The following is a 15,822-nucleotide window of genomic DNA, read 5'->3' as shown; positions in this document are numbered from 1 at the left end:
TATTTTTTACTTGGATGTGTCCTCATCCACATTTTCGATAATCATGGCCACGCCCTGGCCCACACCGACACACATGGTGCACAGTGCATATTTCCCTTGACGACGTTTTAATTCTTTCATGGCGGTAATCACCAGACGCGTTCCACTCATCCCGAGTGGATGTCCCAAGGCAATCGCGCCGCCATTTGGATTGACCCGGGCATCATCATCCTGCAAGCCCAGTTCACGGGTCACCGCCAGTGCCTGTGCGGCGAAGGCCTCGTTCAACTCAATGATATCCATCTGGTCCAGGGTTAGCCCGGTCAGCGCCAGTACTTTACGTACCGCCGGCACCGGCCCAATGCCCATATATTTAGCTTCAACACCGGCACTGGCCGAAGCCACCACTTTTGCCAAAGGCTTGAGCTGATGCTGATCGACAAAAGCCTGATTGGCCAGCATGACACAGGCAGCGCCATCATTTATCCCGGAAGCATTACCAGCAGTGACTGAACCACCTTCTTTACGAAACGGGGTTTTCAGGCTGCCTAAAGCCTCCAGCGTGGTGTCAGCACGTGGATGCTCATCGGTCTGGAAGATGATGCTGTTTTTCTTACGGTCTTTAATTTCAACCGGCATAATTTCTTCGGCCAGAATTCCGTTTTGCTGGGCCACTGCAGTTTTCTGCTGGCTACGATAGGCAAACAGATCCTGATCGGCACGATGAATCTGGTATTTTTCTGCAACGTTCTCGGCGGTTTCCGGCATGCTGTCAACACCAAACTGCGCTTTAAATTTCGGGTTAATAAAGCGCCAGCCGATGGTGGTATCAAAAATTTCCGGGGTGCGGCTAAAAGCGGTTTCCGGTTTGGACTGGACAAAAGGTGCACGGCTCATGGACTCAACCCCACCGGCCAGTACAAACCGCGCTTCACCGGCCTTGATCATACGCGCGCCTGTGGCAACCGCATCTAAACCTGAAGCACAAAGACGGTTTAGGGTAATGCCCGCGACATTGTCCGGCATGCCGGCCAGCAAGGCAGCCATACGCGCCACATTACGGTTATCTTCACCAGCCTGATTGGCACAGCCTAAAATCACCTCATCCAGTTCCTGCCAAGGCAGTTCAGGATGCTGGGCTTTTAAATACTGTATTGGCAAGGCAGCCAGGTCATCTGCACGGATGCTGCTGAGTGCACCGGCATAACGGCCAATTGGGGTGCGAATTCCATCGCAAATAAATACCTGTTCCATGTCCTGTGGTTTCCTTAGCCTGCTTGGCGAAATTCTAATTCTTGCTCTGACTGCGTACGTTCCTGTGCAGCCTTCTTGCTTAAATATATACTACAACGGTAGCGTTCTTCAGCATAAATACGATACATATTTTTCAAAATTTGTAAAATAGTGTTATATCCAATTTTTTCTGCCCACTGGAATGGACCTTGCGGATAATTCACACCATATTTCATTGCTGAATCAATATCTTGTTCGGTTGCTATAGCATGCAGCACTGCTTCACTGGCTTCATTCACCAGCATGGAAATGGTACGCAGCACATACAGACCTGCATGATCTTTAGTCCAGATTGGTATCAGATCAATCGCGGCAAAAAACTGCTCGACTTTGGCGATATCGGCTGCGTTACAGGCCGGTGATGCCACGATTGGTAGTGCCTGTGCTGCATTCCAGTCAGCATGCCAGTCCATCAGCACCACTTTGTCCTTGCTATAGTCCAGCTCGACCGATTCACCGCGGCTTAAACGCAGGCGTACATCACCTAGTACAATCTCTTCATCTGCCTGTGGCTGACACTGTACTTTCAGCTGTGAGGCAGCCTGAATCCGCGAGATCAAGCCGCTAGAATGTGACCAGCTCCCATTGACCTCAATCTCAAGTTCACCCGGTGCAACGCTCGGCATGGCCGGCAAACGATAGGCCGGTGAACGTTCAGCCTGACGATAATCATAAAAACCCTGCCCGCTTTTACGGCCGAAACAGCCGGCATCCACCAGTTCTTTCTGGATTAAAGACGGACGATAGCGCGGCTCATAAAAGAATTCCTGATACACGCTTTGGGTCACGGAAAAATTGACATCCTGCCCGATTAAGTCGGTCAGTTCACATGGCCCCATGGCAAAGCGGCCACATTCACGCATGATAAAATCCAATTGTTCAGGCGTGGTGACATTTTCCTGTAAGGCACGAAAAGCTTCTGCATAATAAGGACGCGCTACCCGGTTGACAATGAAACCCGGAGTTGATTTGGCCGTCACTGGCACTTTGTTCCAACTTTGCATCAGGCTGAACAATGCCTGTGCAATCTGGGCTGAGGTTTTCAGACCACGAATAATTTCTACCAGTTTCATTACCGGTGCCGGATTAAAAAAGTGCAGTCCGACCACACGCTCAGGCTGTGGAATTGTCGCGGCAATGGCAGTAATAGAAATGGATGAGGTGTTGGAGGCAAAAATAGTTTCCGCTGGACACAGTGCCGCCAGTTGCTGAAACAGCGCTTGTTTGACCTCTTTCTTTTCCACAATGGCTTCGACCACCAGTTGTGCATTCGCCAGTGCCTGAAGATCACTAGCAATCGTTAAATTGGCCAGCGTTTGCTGTAACAGCTGCGCTGTCATTTTCCCGGCCGCGACACGTTTTTCCAGCTGGTTTTTTAATTGTGCCAAAGCAGCCTCAGATTTTTGCACATCCACATCAAACAGCTGGGTTGGATGGCCATGCATCGCCGCCAATTGTGCAATACCAATGCCCATGGTGCCGGCACCAATCACCGCGACACGGGCCTGCTGTAAACAAAGTTGTTCCATGATTAGCATCCTGTATATTGCGGTGTGCGTTTTTGCATAAAGGCTTGGACGCCTTCTTTATAATCACTTGAACGGCCGGCCAGACGCTGCAGGTCACGTTCCAGAATGAGCTGTTCATCCAGATTATTGTCGGCTGCAGCATGAATGGCTTTTTTAATTAAGGACAGGCCATAGGTCGGCTGTTTGGCTAAATGCTCGGCCATTTTCCCGGCTTCGGCTTTCAGCTGATCATCTTCTACCACCTGCCAGATCATGCCCAGTTGCAGCGCCTGTTCTGCGCTGACTTTATCACCCAGCATGGCCAGCCCCATGGCTTGGGCACGGCCAACCAGACGCGGCAGGAACCAGGTGCCGCCAGAATCCGGAACCAGACCTAAACGGCAGAAAGCCTGAATAAAAGACGCCGATTTTGCCGCCAGTACAATGTCACAGGCCAAAGCAATATTGGCACCAGCACCGGCCGCAACCCCATTGACTGCGCACAGCACCGGTTTGGGCATATCGGTAATCAGCTTGATTAAAGGGTTGTAATATTTTTCAATTGACAGGCCTAAATCTGGTGCATCGGCATTCGGATCGACCACGCGGTCATTCAAATCCTGTCCGGCACAGAAACCACGACCTTCGGCAGAAATGACCACCGCGCGAATCTTGCTGTCTTTGGCCCAGGCCTTCATAACCTTGGACACTTCCTGATGCATGGTTTCATTAAAACTGTTGAGCTGCTTCGGACGGTTAAAGGTCAAATAGCCCACTGCATTTTTTTCTTCGACAATAATTGTTTGGTAATCCATTACACACCTCTAAATTCCGGTTTTCTTTTTTCTAAAAATGCCTGAATGCCTTCCTGACGGTCTTGGGTCGCGGCCAGCCAGACAAAATGTTGACGTTCTAATTTGAGGCCCTGGCTCAAGGTCACTTCATGAATCGACTTTAAGGACTGTTTGATGGCACGGATAGCCAGTGGTGCCTGCGCTGCAATTTTTGTTGCCAGTTCCAGTGCATATTGCACCGTAAGGCCGCTTGGACAGACCTGACTGCTAATGCCGTGTTGCAAGGCGGTCGTGGCGGAGACCATCTCTCCGGTCATGGCCCAGCGCATCACCAGTTGCTGTCCGACCAGACGCGCCAAACGCTGGGTCCCACCGGCGCCTGGTAACATGCCCAAACCAATTTCAGGGAGTGCAAACTGGGCATTTTCACCGGTGATGATCATGTCGCCATGCAGGGCCAGTTCAAAACCTGCCCCCAGTGCATAACCATTGACCGCCATAATCAGTGGCTTGGAAAACTCATCAATGCCTTTCCACAGCAATGGACGCTGATCCTGCTGGATGCTCACCACATCCAGTTGCGCCAGTTCATTTAAATCTGCGCCGGCAGCAAAACATTGCGGATTGCCGGTAATCACCACGGCTTTTACACTGGAATCTGCATCCAGCTGCTGCAGATGATCAGCCAGTTCTTTTAAGGTGGCATTGTTCAAGGCATTACGCTTTTCCGGGCGGTTCAGTTCAATTAACACCACACCCGGCGCAGCCAGACTGCTTTTTAAATAATCCATGGCTTGTGACTCCCTGTCCGCTGCTTATTCGTCAAAACTCAAGCGCACATTGGCACTGGTCGGACGTGCCTGACAGCTCAGCACATAGCCTTTGGCCACTTCATCTTCTTCCAGGCTGTAGTTGATGGCCATTTCGACCTCACCTTCCAGCACCTTGCATTTACAGGTCGCACAGACCCCACCTTTACAGGCATAAGGCAAGTCAGCACCGGCACGTAAGGCGGCATCGAGAATGCTGTCATCCTGTTTGGAAACGTCGACAATCAGCTCACGGCCATCGAGAATAATATTAACCTTCTCTTCGCTACGGCTTTCAATTTGTGCCGCGCTGGCTTTCGGTGCAGTGCCGGTATTAAAACGCTCGGTGTGAATTTTGCTGCGCTCGATGCCCAGTTCTGGTAACACTGTTTCCACTGCATTCATCATCTCTTCCGGGCCACAGGCAAAGCAGTGATCGAACTGGGAATGAATTAAACCGGCCTGAAACAGCTGTTGCAGTTTTTCCGCATCAATCCGGCCATTGAGTAACTGGCTGTCATTCAGTTCACGCGAGAAAACATTGACCAGTTGTAGACGCTCTTTATAACGGTCTTTTAAATCCATGATCTGTTCCGAGAACATGGTCTGTTTCCAGGAACGGTTACCATAAACCAAGGTAAAATGCGCACCCGGCTGATGGTTCAGCACCGATTTCACAATCGACAAAATTGGGGTAATGCCGCTACCAGCAGCAAAGCCAAGATAATTCTGGCCGCCAGTTTTGGCTGCTTTTTGAAAAAATACGCCTTGTGGTGGCATCACTTCCAGTACATCACCGGCTTTAAGATGTTCATTAGCCCAGGTCGAAAACTGGCCCTGATCAATTTTCTTGATGGCAATGCTCATGTCTTCAGCACGATCACTGCAAATTGAATAACAACGACGGATTTCACCCTGCTCGGTCAAATGACGTATGGTAAGATGCTGCCCCGGCTGATACTGGAATAAATCGGCCTGTTCAGGTGCCAGATCAAAGGCAATACAGATGGCCTGTTCGGTTTGTGGCTGAATTGATTTAATGGTTAAAGGTATAAATTGGCTCATGTGAAAATCCCTCTTGCATGCCGACGATGCTTGTCATGCTTATATACATTTGAAATAGTCAAACGGTTCAAGACAGTCCTGACACTTGTATAAGGCTTTGCAGGCTGTGGAACTGAATTCGCTTAATAATTTGGTCTGCTGGCTATGACAGTGTGGACAGCGAATGCCATCACTGAGCGCCACATGCGTACCACATTGATGTGACTGGCCTTGTGGCGGTGCAATGCCGTACTGCTGCAGCTTCTGCTTGCCGGTTTCGCTCATCCAGTCGGTGGTCCAGGCTTCCGATAAATCCACCACCACCTGAACCGGGGTTAGACCTTTACTTTGAAACGCCGCGGTAATTTCATCTTTAAGCAGATCGGTGGCCGGACAGCCGCTATAGGTCGGGGTCAGTCGCACCACAATTTCATCTTGCGCGTTGAGTTCAACGCCGCGAATCATGCCCAGATCCAGCACCGACAGCACTGGAATTTCCGGATCAGACACCTGCGCCAGCGCATCCCAGCATTCATCTAGACAATGTCGAATTAAATTCATGCGACTCACTCCCTGTGATCAAGCTGAATTACCAGGCCATATTTGGATAGGAACGCTGCATATATTGCAGTTCGGCCAGAATAAAGCCCAGGTGTTCGGTATGCAGGCCCTGTTTGGCACCGCTACGATACGCACCCGTGTCTGGCAGGCTCAGGCCAAAACGTTGCAGTTCGGTCTGTACCTGTGCCGTCCAGGCGGCTTTTAAAGGTGCAAAGTCTGGTAAAATGCCCTGTGCGACCAGCTGCTGCTCATCTGCGGTCTGTTCAAACAGCTCTGCAGTAAAACGCCATAACTGGTTCAAACCCTGCTGGGTTTTCTCATGCGCTTCGGCAGTGCCCAGACTTAAGCGCTCCATCCAGGTGGTAGAAAAACGCAAATGATATTTGACTTCTTTTAAAGATTTCACCGCAAAAGCAGCGACATCGGCCTGCTGGCTCTGGCTTAAAGCTGTAAACAGTTCTAGGTGATACAGATCCATTAACCATTGGCGTACCATGGTCTGGGCAAAGTCACCATTCGGCTGTTCACATAACAACAGGTTGCGGTATTCACGTTCGGTGCGGAAATAAGCCAGTTTGTCTTCATCACGGCCCAAACCTTCAATCTCACCAGCCAGACTTAAAGCGGTACGTGCCTGACCGAGCAGGTCCAGACCGATATTGGCCAGTGCAATGTCCAGCTCCAGTTCCGGCGCATGGCCACACCACTCGGCCAGACGGTGCGATAAAATCAGCTGGCTATCGCCCACATGCAGGAGAAATTGTGCTAATACAGTTTGATTCATTGTACTGCTCCTTACATGTGCTCAATGCCATCTGGAATATTGTAAAACGTCGGGTGACGATAGACTTTGTCCAGTGAAGGATCAAAAAATTCCGGTTTTTCATCTGGTTGAGATGAGGTAATCAGTTCCGATTTCACCACCCAGATGCTCACCCCTTCATTGCGGCGGGTATAAACGTCACGTGCATTTTGCAGTGCCACTTCATCATCAGATGCACGCAGGCTGCCAACATGACGATGGCTTAAACCCTGTTTGCTGCGTACAAACACTTCATATAAAGACCAGTGATTTTTATTGTCCATGAGCGTATTCCTTCTTCATTTCCGTATGTGAGCTGCTTAAGCAACTTTCTGTTGTTGTTGCTGGGTCTGTTGTTTCTGTGCATAAACGGCTGCGGTCTCACGCACCCATTTGCCGCCTTCCCAGGCTTTACGACGTGCTTCAATACGTTCGTGATTACATGGGCCTTTGCCGGCAATCACATCAAAGAATTCGGTCCAGTTAATTTCACCAAACTCGTAATGGCCAGTGTCTTGATTAAAACGTAAATCTGGATCTGGCACGCTCAGGCCAAGCTGCAACACTTGTGGTACGGTGTTATCGACAAACTTCTGACGCAGTTCATCATTACTGAAACGTTTGATTTTCCAGGCCATGCTTTGCGCGCTGTTCGGCGAGTTGTCATCGCTTGGACCAAACATCATCAGCGCCGGCCACCAGAAACGGTTAACCGCATCTTGCGCCATCTGTTTTTGTTCTGACGTACCGTTGGCCAGTTGCATCATGGCTTCAAAGCCCTGACGCTGATGGAAACTTTCTTCTTTACAGATGCGCACCATGGCACGGGCATACGGACCATAAGAGGTACGGCAAAGCGCGACCTGATTCACAATCGCTGCGCCATCGACCAGCCAGCCAATCGCGGCTACATCGGCCCAGCTCAGGGTTGGATAGTTAAAGATGGATGAATATTTCATGCGACCGGCAATCAGCTTGTCCATCATGTCGTCACGATCGGCGCCCAGAGTTTCTGCCGCGCTGTACAGATACAGCGCATGACCGGCTTCATCCTGCACTTTGGCCAGCAATACGGCCTTACGTTTTAAGCTAGGTGCACGGGTAATCCAGTTGCCTTCTGGCAACATGCCGACCACTTCAGAGTGCGCATGCTGACCAATCTGGCGAATCAGGGTTTTACGGTAAGCCTCTGGCATCCAGTTTTTAGGTTCAATTGAAATGTCCTTTTCAATTGCCTGCTCAAAGCTGTGAAGTTGATTTGTCATTTTATCCTCACTTATCCCAAGTGTTCTGGTATTAAAATTAAAACGATACATTTTAAAAATCAATATTAATTTTTAAGTATCAAATAAAATAATTCACAAAATTAACTCAATTTATTGTTTTTTAATATTTTTATTTTTTAAAAAATTTTTTATTGCAAAATTTGAGCAGAAATATGATTGACAAAAGCGCGTTAAAGTCAGAAATTATGAAACATCAAAACTAAAATATTACTCAAAACGTATCATAAAAGGAGTTATATCATGCTTGAGTTAGACACCCAGACAGCGCAGACGGAATCACAAGCGACTGATTATTCAAGCGTTCGCCCGGCACTGAAGACCTTAAGCTCACTGGTATGCGGTCAGGAATTTGTCGCCAGTCAGGATTTCCGTCCGGTACAGCATGCCATTACCGGTGAAACCATTTATCAGGTCAGCAGCTTTGGCCTCGATACCCGTGCGGTGGTCGACTATGCCAAACAGCATGGCGCGGCGATTGCTTCCTGGACTTTTCATCAACGTGCCAATGCGCTAAAACAGGTGGCGCAATATCTGCTGGAACGTAAAGAAGACTTTTATGAACTGGCCAAAGCCACCGGCTGTACCCGTAAAGATGCCTGGATTGATGTCGAAGGCGGTATTGGCACCCTGTTTGCCTACTCCAGTCTGGTGCGCCGCGAACTGAGCGATGAAACCGCCTGGGTGGAAGACAACTGGATTCCGCTGTCCAAGCATGGCTCTTTTGGTGCCAAACACGTCTTAAGCCCGAAAGCAGGCGTGGCGGTGCATATTAATGCCTTTAACTTCCCGATCTGGGGCATGCTGGAAAAAATCGCGCCAACCTTATTGGCCGGTGTACCGTGTATTGTTAAACCGGCGACCGAAGGTGCCGAGCTGACCCATGCCGTAGTTAAAGCTATTCATGCCAGCGGGTATTTACCAGAAGGTGCATTGCAGCTGATTTGCGGCCAGACTTATGACCTGTTTGAGCAGCTGACTCCACAAGATACCGTGACTTTCACCGGTTCTGCTGCAACCGGCCAGAAATTACGTGCGCATCCACACCTGAATCAGTACTCGATTCCATTTAGCATGGAAGCCGATTCTGTCAACAGCGCCATTCTGACGGAACAGGCCAGCGATACGGCGATTGACCTGTTTGTGCGTGAAGTCTTCCGTGAAATGACCAGCAAAGCCGGACAGAAATGTACTGCAATTCGTCGCGCTTTTGTGCCACGTGAACTTTTAGCGACCGTGCAGGAACGTTTGATTGCCAAGCTGCAAAAAGTGGTAGTCGGTAATCCGGAGCTGGATCAGGTCACCATGGGTGCACTGGCCAGCCTCAAACAGAAACAGGACGTGGCGGCCAAGGTGGAACAGTTAAGCCAGGAAGCCCAAATTGTCTTTGGTAGCCATTTACGTCAGGACTTTAGTATTCAGGCCGATCAACCCGAACTCGGCGCATTCTATCCGCCAACTGTACTGGTCTGTGAACAGCCTGAACAGGCCAGCAGCCTGCATCAGATTGAAGCCTTTGGTCCGGTGGTAACGCTGATGGCCTATGATAATCTGGCACAACTGGCCGGTCTGGTGGCACGCGGTGAAGGTAGTCTGGTGGCCTCGGTGGTACGTGATTGCGAGCAGAATATTGAACAGCTGATTGCCAAGATTGCCCCGTGGCATGGCCGTGTGCATGTGCTGGATGAGGAAAGCGCCAAAGAAAGTACCGGTCATGGTTCGCCATTGCCGCATCTGGTGCATGGTGGTCCGGGTCGTGCTGGTGGAGGTGAAGAACTGGGCGGCTTGCGCGCGGTAAAACATTATATGCAACGCACCGCAATTCAAGGTTCACCGAATGCCATGACCCAGATTGGGCATAGCTGGACCGCCGGTGCTCAGGTGTTTGAAGATCGGGTTCATCCATTTAAAAAATCGTTTGATGAATTACGTGTTGGTGAACGTCTGCTCACCGCACGCCGTACCGTGACCGAGGCCGATCTGGTGAACTTCGCCTGCTTAAGCGGTGATTATTTCTATGCACATATGGACAAAATTGCCGCGGCAGAATCGCTGTTTGAAGAGCGTGTCGCACACGGCTACTTTGTGGTGTCGGCCGCAGCCGGTCTGTTTGTTGATGCTGCGCCTGGCCCGGTGATTGCCAACTACGGCATGGACAACCTGCGCTTTGTCGAGCCGGTGAAAATTGGTGATACCATTCAGGTCGAGCTGACCTGCAAGCAGAAAACCCCGAAACAGCAACGCGACCCAAGCCAGAAGCCACACGGCGTGGTGGTGTGGGATATTAAAGTCAAAAACCAGCGTAATGAACTGGTCGCCACCTACGATATTCTGACACTGGTAGAACGTGGCGAAGCTTAAGCCGAACTATATTGAACCAAGAAAAGGAATCTTTATGATTCCTTTTTTTATTTATACTTAAAAATATGTATCTTTTTATTCAGAACAGATTGACCCGCTGTGCAGAAAGGAATAAATTGAAGATAGACGATACAAAACAAAAATAACAAGGTTTAAAACGTATCATATTATCTTATACGTTCAGCACAGGAAGTTGCACAATGAATGATAAAACTCTAGAGATAGATGCGGTTGAAAGGAATATTCAACCCGAAAGCAAACAGTTTGAAGCGGCTCATCCCATTGACCTGCCGGCCACGCCTAGTTCGCAGGACAGCAGCAGTACCTATCAGTGGTATGTGGTGATTATCTGTATGGTGGCCTATATCCTGTCTTTTGTAGACCGCCAGATTCTGTCCTTAATGATTGAGCCAATTAAGGCCGATTTAATGCTCAGTGATACCCAGTTCAGCTTATTGCAAGGCCTGGCCTTCTCGCTGTTCTATGCCTTTATGGGTGTGCCCATTGCCGCACTGGCCGATAAAAAATCACGGATTAAAATTATTTCTATCGGCATTGCCTTCTGGAGTCTGGCCACAGCGGCTTGTGGTTTAAGTAAAAACTTCATCCAGATGTTTTTAGCACGTTTAAGTGTCGGCGCCGGTGAAGCGGCCCTGTCACCTGCCTTCTACTCGATTGTGGCTGACCTGTTCCCGAAAGAAAAACTTGGCCGTGCTTTAGGTGTTTATGCGATTGGTGCCTTTATTGGTTCTGGTCTGGCCTTCCTGATTGGCGGCTACGTGATTGGCTTATTAAAAGAAGTCGATTTTGTGGTATTGCCAATAATTGGTGAATTAAAAACCTGGCAACTGACTTTCTTTATTGTCGGTTTACCGGGTGTATTATTGGCCCTGGTGATGATTCTGACCGTACGTGAACCCAGCCGTAAAGGTGTGAAAGTCGGTCAGGATGGTGAAGTCGTTAAAGCCTCATTTAAAAACTCGGTGGCTTTTATTAAATTGCACAAGAAAGCTTTCTTCTGTCATTTTATTGGCTTCTCTTTCTACACCATGATGCTGTATTCGTTATTAGGCTGGGCACCGGCCTATTACATGCGTCATTTTGGTCTCGATGCCAGTCAGACCGGTTATGTCTTGGGCTGTATTATTCTGGTGGCGAATACGGCGGGTGCGCTGTTCTGCGGCTGGCTCATCGACTTTTTCTCCAAACGTGGCTATAGCGATGCGGCTATTCGTGCCGGTGCTTTGGGCTGTGCAGCGCTGATTATTCCAAGTGTGCTGTTTACCCAGGTAGATAATCTGTACTTATCGTTTGCGCTGATTTTTGTGGCCATGTTCTTCTCGACCTTCCCGATTCCAGCCTCGGCTGCCGCGACACAAATGCTGACCCCCAACCAACTCCGCGCTCAGGTTTCTGCCAAATTCCTGCTAATCTCCAACCTGATTGCCCTGGGTGTGGGTACTACGGCTGTGGCTTTAATTACCGATAACTATTTTGAAAACACGCTGATGGTCGGCCACTCGATTTCTATTGTCAATGCAGTAGCCGGTGTGATTGGCGTATTCCTGCTATATAAAGGTTGTCGCTATTATCGTGACAGTATCCAGCATGAAAAATTGAACTAAGTGCTCCATCCCTGATGAAGAATGAGCCGGCCTCATTCTTCATTTATTTCTGGCAGATCATCCATCCTATCTCATCTTCCCTGTTCAAATTGACTTTTCTATCTCCTAATCTGCGCGTTCTCAGCATCTTCAAAATTCCTCTGATTTCTGGTGATGATGCTTATACAGTATTACTACCATCTGCAATCTTTTTGCAGCAGCAACTGTGCTACATTCATGTATGTTGATCATCTGATTCCTTATAACGACAAGCTTTGGGAGCGACTCATGGCGAAAATGAAAAAAGCATCGATGCATATTGATATTGGTATTTCTGAAGATAACCGGGCCAAAATTGTCGAAGGGCTTTCCCGACTTCTGGCCGACAGTTATACCCTATATTTAATGACCCATAATTTCCACTGGAACGTGACCGGGCCACAGTTTAACAGCCTGCACACCATGTTTATGACGCAATATACCGAACAATGGAATGCACTGGATGTTATTGCCGAGCGGATTCGTGCGCTGGGTTTTCCGGCGCCGGGAACCTATAAAGAATTTGTAAAACTGGCGTCGATTGAAGAAGTCGAAGGTGTACCAAAAGCCAATGAAATGGTGGAGTTATTGGTTCGTGCCCATGAAACAGTTGCCCGTACCGCACGCAGTATTTTTGATGTGGTGGAAGAAGCCAATGACCAGCCAACTGCGGATGTACTGACCCAACGACTGGAAGTACATGAAAAAACGGCCTGGATGTTAAGAAGTCTGTTAGAAGAATAAATAGATGAAGAATAAAACTGGGGCAATGCTCCGGTTTTATTTTGGGTGTTTTTAAGCTGCCTACATGGCAGTGAACCCCCTCTTGATCTGGCAATAAAAAAGCACCCATTTCTAAGCAGCCTACATGGCAGTGAACCTGGTCCTGTCATACTGAAAATTCTGGTGAATTTTCTAAGCTGCCTACATGGCAGTGAACGTGGTGGAGAGGCGCTGATTGCTTTGGCTAATTTTCTAAGCTGCCTATATGGCAGTGAACTAGACAGGTATTTCCAGCCAGCAGAGCGGAATTTTCTAAGCTGCCTGTATGGGGTCGTATCCATACCCGCACGCATGTCCATGGGCTGGGTAGACAACCAGATTTCATCGATACGGATCATTTGATCAAGCCCTGAAGTAAAAGCAGTAATTCAGTTGCAGACTCCACCGGTCATTCGATTTCGATCATCTGATCCCTTACGGAACATTGTTCATCATGTAATGGAATCCTGATATGAGCGGTAGCTTTCCTCTCTGGCACAGGTGGCGGAGGTGCTTCTTGTTTGACTGGCGTCGGGTGAAGAATGACGGGAAGGAAGTCGGTCTGTGGACAAGATGGGGTTGTTAATGATGGAACCATTGATCTGGACTGACGAATCCATTTATGCAACAGATTGGCATTGATCTGATGTTGCATTGCGACCTTAGCCACCGATGTATCTGGCTGCTGGCATTGCTGAATAAGTTGATGTTTAAATTCAGCAGTGAAGGTTCGACGGGGCTTTTTTAGCGTTGGTGTGCTGTCTATAACTATCTTGAAATCCATAAATAGGTGTCCACTTAAAATTTAGTGGACACTATCGCGGTATTAATGAGTTAGAAAAAGTGGGGCTCAGCGGACGCTTACAAATAACGGAAATTAAATTGCAACTCACTTGGAAATCCGAGACATCAATCAAGGCCTCAACTCAAAGCCGAAACCTGTCCCAGCTCTCTATAAAATCCTCTAAATCAGGATACAACCACATTACTCCAGCGCTTAAATGCCCTTCTAAAATTATGAATATCATTAATATTTAAATAGTCGGCGACCAGCTCATCGTTATAGGCAAATAAGGTCTTTAATTGTATAGACGTAAACAAACGGGCCTGATCCAGCATTTGCTGATAACTGGTATTATGTTTATTCAATCTTCGCTTAAAACTCGCAATACTGATTTGAAAATATTCTGCACATTCTTCCAGATTCGGTGCCTGATGAATGTTACGAATCAAAAAATGATGTACCTCTTGCAGAAAGCTCTGCTCCAGACCGGACTGTTGTTGCAGCACTTTCGCCTGATGATAGTAGGCTTGGCGCATCGCACTGGTTTGATAATTCTGTTTTTGTGTGCACTCCTGAATATCAATCTGTATGGCATTCACCAGACTATTAAATTGAATATTCTCTCCCAGATGTTCCCAGAACTGCTCAATAAATTCCGGCTCTGCACCGACAAAGTGATAGTTCATCTTCAGCTCTTCTTGGGTACTATTGAGCAAAATTGTCCGGACAGCCGTCATGGCACTAATAACCAGAGAGGTGGCATGACGCTCCTGGCTATTTAGCCAGAACAGAATAATTTTATGATCAGAATAGTAAGCCACCGGCGTCAGCCAAGGGCTTAAATATATATGAAACTCGACATAGCGCTGTATCGCTTCTTTAATATTCTGGCTATACGCAATGGCATTTAAGGCCGGATGCGTTAAAGTTTCAATATAACGCTGACCAAATAAAAATTGCACTTCAGGATGCACAATACTCTCATGCAAATTCCTGATCATGTGTATCAGCTGTTCGACACTAACACACTGATTCACCGAGATCAGCCCCTCAATAAACACCGGTGTTCCTTTTAAAATACGGTTAGGATTTACACCGTACATCTCAGCTAAATCAATCAATAATGCAGGTGCCAGATAAGTCGGCAGAATCAACTGATCATTCTGATAGCTCATACCGACATCCTTGTTCTTAACTTGATAATCTGCTGATGTTTCATCTGTTTATATAATTTCTGGATTTCCGTAGCTGGGCTGTCTTGTTGAACTTCACTGATGGTATAGCGGCAGTCGATGTTAAATTTCTGAAAATCCTGATGTGTATAAAAAATTTGTGACTGAATACATTTCTGCAGTTCTCTGGCCATGATCTCAACCTGTGCATCAGCCAGATCCAGCAGCATCAAAATAAATTTGTCACCGGCCAAACGGCAGACCAGATCACACGGTCGGATATTCAGACTGATGGTTTGTGCAATGACCGACAAGACCTGATTGCCCGTATCAAAACCAAACTCTCTATTGATGGCGCTTAAATCTTTAATATTGATCATCATCAGATGGATATTTTTTGCCGAATGATGGCGCTGGTTAATTTCATGCTGTAATTGCTGTTTAAAGTATTGGGCATCTGCCAGCGGTGTAATCGCATCAAATAAACGGTGATCCCGAAATACATGCTCTTTGGTTTGCAATTTTCTGGACAAGACCAGCTGCTCTTTATGCCAGTTCACCATAGCAATGGTCAGCACAATAAAACCGATAGGGGGAGTAAAGGATTCCAGTAAATCATCCCAAACCAATGTTTTGGGGATGGCAATAAATTCATCCAGCACATCCATCCATAAAGCCAGAAAGACAAAGGTCAGTCCCCAATAAAAATATCGGGTCACATAGCCTCTTGGACGGCTTTTCAGAATGAGATAAATCCATAATAAAGTCAGTAAACAGGCCAGCCCCTCCCCAATCACATCAATCACCTGAATTTCACTGTGTGCTTTAAAATTTCCGGACAGCATAAAAAAAGCCAGACAGGCGATGGCCATGATCATCACCAGTAAAAAGTGCCGTGGATAGTAGAAGAATGGTTTTAGCATAGCCCGAACATAATTATTGTTTTCATAAGCTAATCAGTATTTTATGACAATTTAATTACAAGCCGCTTTTGCCCGATTTTCAAATCAGCTCAGGATAAATTTTA

15 protein-coding genes are annotated in these 15,822 nt (G+C 47.7%); 3 read left to right on the top strand and 12 right to left on the bottom strand.

Features of this window, described 5'->3' with window-relative positions; genetic code table 11:
• Nucleotides 1–6: 6 nt before the first annotated feature.
• The 9 genes from pcaF to paaA are packed head-to-tail and all read right to left on the bottom strand — an operon-like array spanning nucleotide 7 to nucleotide 8,055.
• Nucleotides 7–1,233 (bottom strand): 3-oxoadipyl-CoA thiolase, encoded by a 1,227-nt coding sequence (gene pcaF / locus F905_RS03820; protein WP_005177375.1) that lies wholly within the window; start codon nucleotides 1,231–1,233, stop codon nucleotides 7–9.
• Nucleotides 1,234–1,247: 14 nt separating this feature from the next.
• The gene (locus F905_RS03815; protein ID WP_005177373.1) at nucleotides 1,248–2,801 is read right to left on the bottom strand and encodes a 3-hydroxyacyl-CoA dehydrogenase; all 1,554 of its coding nucleotides are present in this window, start codon (nucleotides 2,799–2,801) and stop codon (nucleotides 1,248–1,250) included.
• Nucleotides 2,802–2,803: 2 nt separating this feature from the next.
• Nucleotides 2,804–3,595, bottom strand: coding sequence for a 2-(1,2-epoxy-1,2-dihydrophenyl)acetyl-CoA isomerase PaaG (gene paaG, locus F905_RS03810; protein WP_005177370.1), 792 nt, complete (start codon nucleotides 3,593–3,595; stop codon nucleotides 2,804–2,806).
• A complete protein-coding gene (locus F905_RS03805; protein WP_005177367.1) occupies nucleotides 3,595–4,365 on the bottom strand; it encodes an enoyl-CoA hydratase-related protein in 771 nt (256 codons plus the stop codon). The genes paaG and F905_RS03805 overlap by 1 nt, the downstream gene beginning before the upstream one ends.
• Nucleotides 4,366–4,389: 24 nt before the next feature.
• Nucleotides 4,390–5,448 carry a 1,2-phenylacetyl-CoA epoxidase subunit PaaE gene (gene paaE / locus F905_RS03800; RefSeq protein ID WP_005177359.1) on the bottom strand — a complete coding sequence of 353 codons (1,059 nt, stop codon included), beginning with the start codon at nucleotides 5,446–5,448 and terminating at the stop codon, nucleotides 4,390–4,392.
• A 39-nt stretch (nucleotides 5,449–5,487) separates the two neighbouring features.
• Nucleotides 5,488–5,988 (bottom strand): 1,2-phenylacetyl-CoA epoxidase subunit PaaD, encoded by a 501-nt coding sequence (gene paaD / locus F905_RS03795; RefSeq protein ID WP_005177356.1) that lies wholly within the window; start codon nucleotides 5,986–5,988, stop codon nucleotides 5,488–5,490.
• Nucleotides 5,989–6,016: 28 nt separating this feature from the next.
• Entirely contained in the window at nucleotides 6,017–6,772 is a 756-nt protein-coding gene (paaC, locus tag F905_RS03790; RefSeq protein ID WP_005177355.1) for a 1,2-phenylacetyl-CoA epoxidase subunit PaaC, read from the bottom strand.
• An 11-nt stretch (nucleotides 6,773–6,783) separates the two neighbouring features.
• Nucleotides 6,784–7,074, bottom strand: a complete 291-nt coding sequence (gene paaB, locus F905_RS03785; protein WP_005177351.1) for a 1,2-phenylacetyl-CoA epoxidase subunit PaaB — start codon at nucleotides 7,072–7,074, stop codon at nucleotides 6,784–6,786.
• Nucleotides 7,075–7,110: 36 nt separating this feature from the next.
• A complete protein-coding gene (paaA, locus tag F905_RS03780) occupies nucleotides 7,111–8,055 on the bottom strand; it encodes a 1,2-phenylacetyl-CoA epoxidase subunit PaaA (RefSeq protein WP_005177349.1) in 945 nt (314 codons plus the stop codon).
• A gap of 261 nt (nucleotides 8,056–8,316) precedes the next feature.
• Between paaA and paaZ the strand changes: the two genes are divergently transcribed.
• From paaZ to F905_RS03765, 3 genes are all read left to right on the top strand, one after another.
• Entirely contained in the window at nucleotides 8,317–10,434 is a 2,118-nt protein-coding gene (gene paaZ / locus F905_RS03775; RefSeq protein ID WP_005177348.1) for a phenylacetic acid degradation bifunctional protein PaaZ, read from the top strand.
• Nucleotides 10,435–10,634: 200 nt separating this feature from the next.
• The gene (locus F905_RS03770; protein WP_005177345.1) at nucleotides 10,635–12,059 is read left to right on the top strand and encodes a spinster family MFS transporter; all 1,425 of its coding nucleotides are present in this window, start codon (nucleotides 10,635–10,637) and stop codon (nucleotides 12,057–12,059) included.
• Between the two features lie 267 nt (nucleotides 12,060–12,326).
• Nucleotides 12,327–12,821 carry a Dps family protein gene (locus F905_RS03765; RefSeq protein WP_005177343.1) on the top strand — a complete coding sequence of 165 codons (495 nt, stop codon included), beginning with the start codon at nucleotides 12,327–12,329 and terminating at the stop codon, nucleotides 12,819–12,821.
• 427 nt (nucleotides 12,822–13,248) lie between these two features.
• On the opposite strand, the gene tnpA is transcribed toward F905_RS03765, so the two are convergent.
• The 3 genes from tnpA to F905_RS03750 all read right to left on the bottom strand — a co-directional run bounded on the left by tnpA (nucleotide 13,249) and on the right by F905_RS03750 (nucleotide 15,718).
• The gene (gene tnpA, locus F905_RS03760) at nucleotides 13,249–13,623 is read right to left on the bottom strand and encodes an IS66-like element accessory protein TnpA (protein WP_051065015.1); all 375 of its coding nucleotides are present in this window, start codon (nucleotides 13,621–13,623) and stop codon (nucleotides 13,249–13,251) included.
• A 185-nt stretch (nucleotides 13,624–13,808) separates the two neighbouring features.
• Complete coding sequence (locus F905_RS03755; RefSeq protein WP_005177339.1) at nucleotides 13,809–14,798, bottom strand: helix-turn-helix domain-containing protein; 990 nt, start codon at nucleotides 14,796–14,798, stop codon at nucleotides 13,809–13,811.
• Complete coding sequence (locus F905_RS03750; RefSeq protein WP_005177336.1) at nucleotides 14,795–15,718, bottom strand: GGDEF domain-containing protein; 924 nt, start codon at nucleotides 15,716–15,718, stop codon at nucleotides 14,795–14,797. Before F905_RS03750 ends, F905_RS03755 begins: the two co-directional genes overlap by 4 nt.
• Nucleotides 15,719–15,822 lie beyond the last annotated feature (104 nt).

This window comes from Acinetobacter sp. CIP 53.82, from assembly GCF_000369465.1.
In the GTDB taxonomy this organism is placed as follows: Bacteria; Pseudomonadota; Gammaproteobacteria; order Pseudomonadales; family Moraxellaceae; genus Acinetobacter; species Acinetobacter indicus.
The sequence above is the reverse complement of the archived record's forward strand: the minus strand, read 5'-3'. Positions and strand labels throughout refer to the sequence as shown.

What these genes read in the sequence shown, in the direction of transcription:
- F905_RS03755 (WP_005177339.1), bottom strand. Translation starts at nt 14,798, where the DNA reads ATGAGCTATCAGAATGATCAGTTGATTCTGCCGACTTATCTGGCACCT.
- F905_RS03765 (WP_005177343.1), top strand. Translation starts at nt 12,327, where the DNA reads ATGGCGAAAATGAAAAAAGCATCGATGCATATTGATATTGGTATTTCT.
- F905_RS03815 (WP_005177373.1), bottom strand. Translation starts at nt 2,801, where the DNA reads ATGGAACAACTTTGTTTACAGCAGGCCCGTGTCGCGGTGATTGGTGCC.
- F905_RS03750 (WP_005177336.1), bottom strand. Translation starts at nt 15,718, where the DNA reads ATGCTAAAACCATTCTTCTACTATCCACGGCACTTTTTACTGGTGATG.
- paaB (WP_005177351.1), bottom strand. Translation starts at nt 7,074, where the DNA reads ATGGACAATAAAAATCACTGGTCTTTATATGAAGTGTTTGTACGCAGC.
- paaA (WP_005177349.1), bottom strand. Translation starts at nt 8,055, where the DNA reads ATGACAAATCAACTTCACAGCTTTGAGCAGGCAATTGAAAAGGACATT.
- F905_RS03770 (WP_005177345.1), top strand. Translation starts at nt 10,635, where the DNA reads ATGAATGATAAAACTCTAGAGATAGATGCGGTTGAAAGGAATATTCAA.
- paaC (WP_005177355.1), bottom strand. Translation starts at nt 6,772, where the DNA reads ATGAATCAAACTGTATTAGCACAATTTCTCCTGCATGTGGGCGATAGC.
- paaD (WP_005177356.1), bottom strand. Translation starts at nt 5,988, where the DNA reads ATGAATTTAATTCGACATTGTCTAGATGAATGCTGGGATGCGCTGGCG.
- tnpA (WP_051065015.1), bottom strand. Translation starts at nt 13,623, where the DNA reads ATGGATTTCAAGATAGTTATAGACAGCACACCAACGCTAAAAAAGCCC.
- pcaF (WP_005177375.1), bottom strand. Translation starts at nt 1,233, where the DNA reads ATGGAACAGGTATTTATTTGCGATGGAATTCGCACCCCAATTGGCCGT.
- paaG (WP_005177370.1), bottom strand. Translation starts at nt 3,595, where the DNA reads ATGGATTACCAAACAATTATTGTCGAAGAAAAAAATGCAGTGGGCTAT.
- paaE (WP_005177359.1), bottom strand. Translation starts at nt 5,448, where the DNA reads ATGAGCCAATTTATACCTTTAACCATTAAATCAATTCAGCCACAAACC.
- paaZ (WP_005177348.1), top strand. Translation starts at nt 8,317, where the DNA reads ATGCTTGAGTTAGACACCCAGACAGCGCAGACGGAATCACAAGCGACT.
- F905_RS03805 (WP_005177367.1), bottom strand. Translation starts at nt 4,365, where the DNA reads ATGGATTATTTAAAAAGCAGTCTGGCTGCGCCGGGTGTGGTGTTAATT.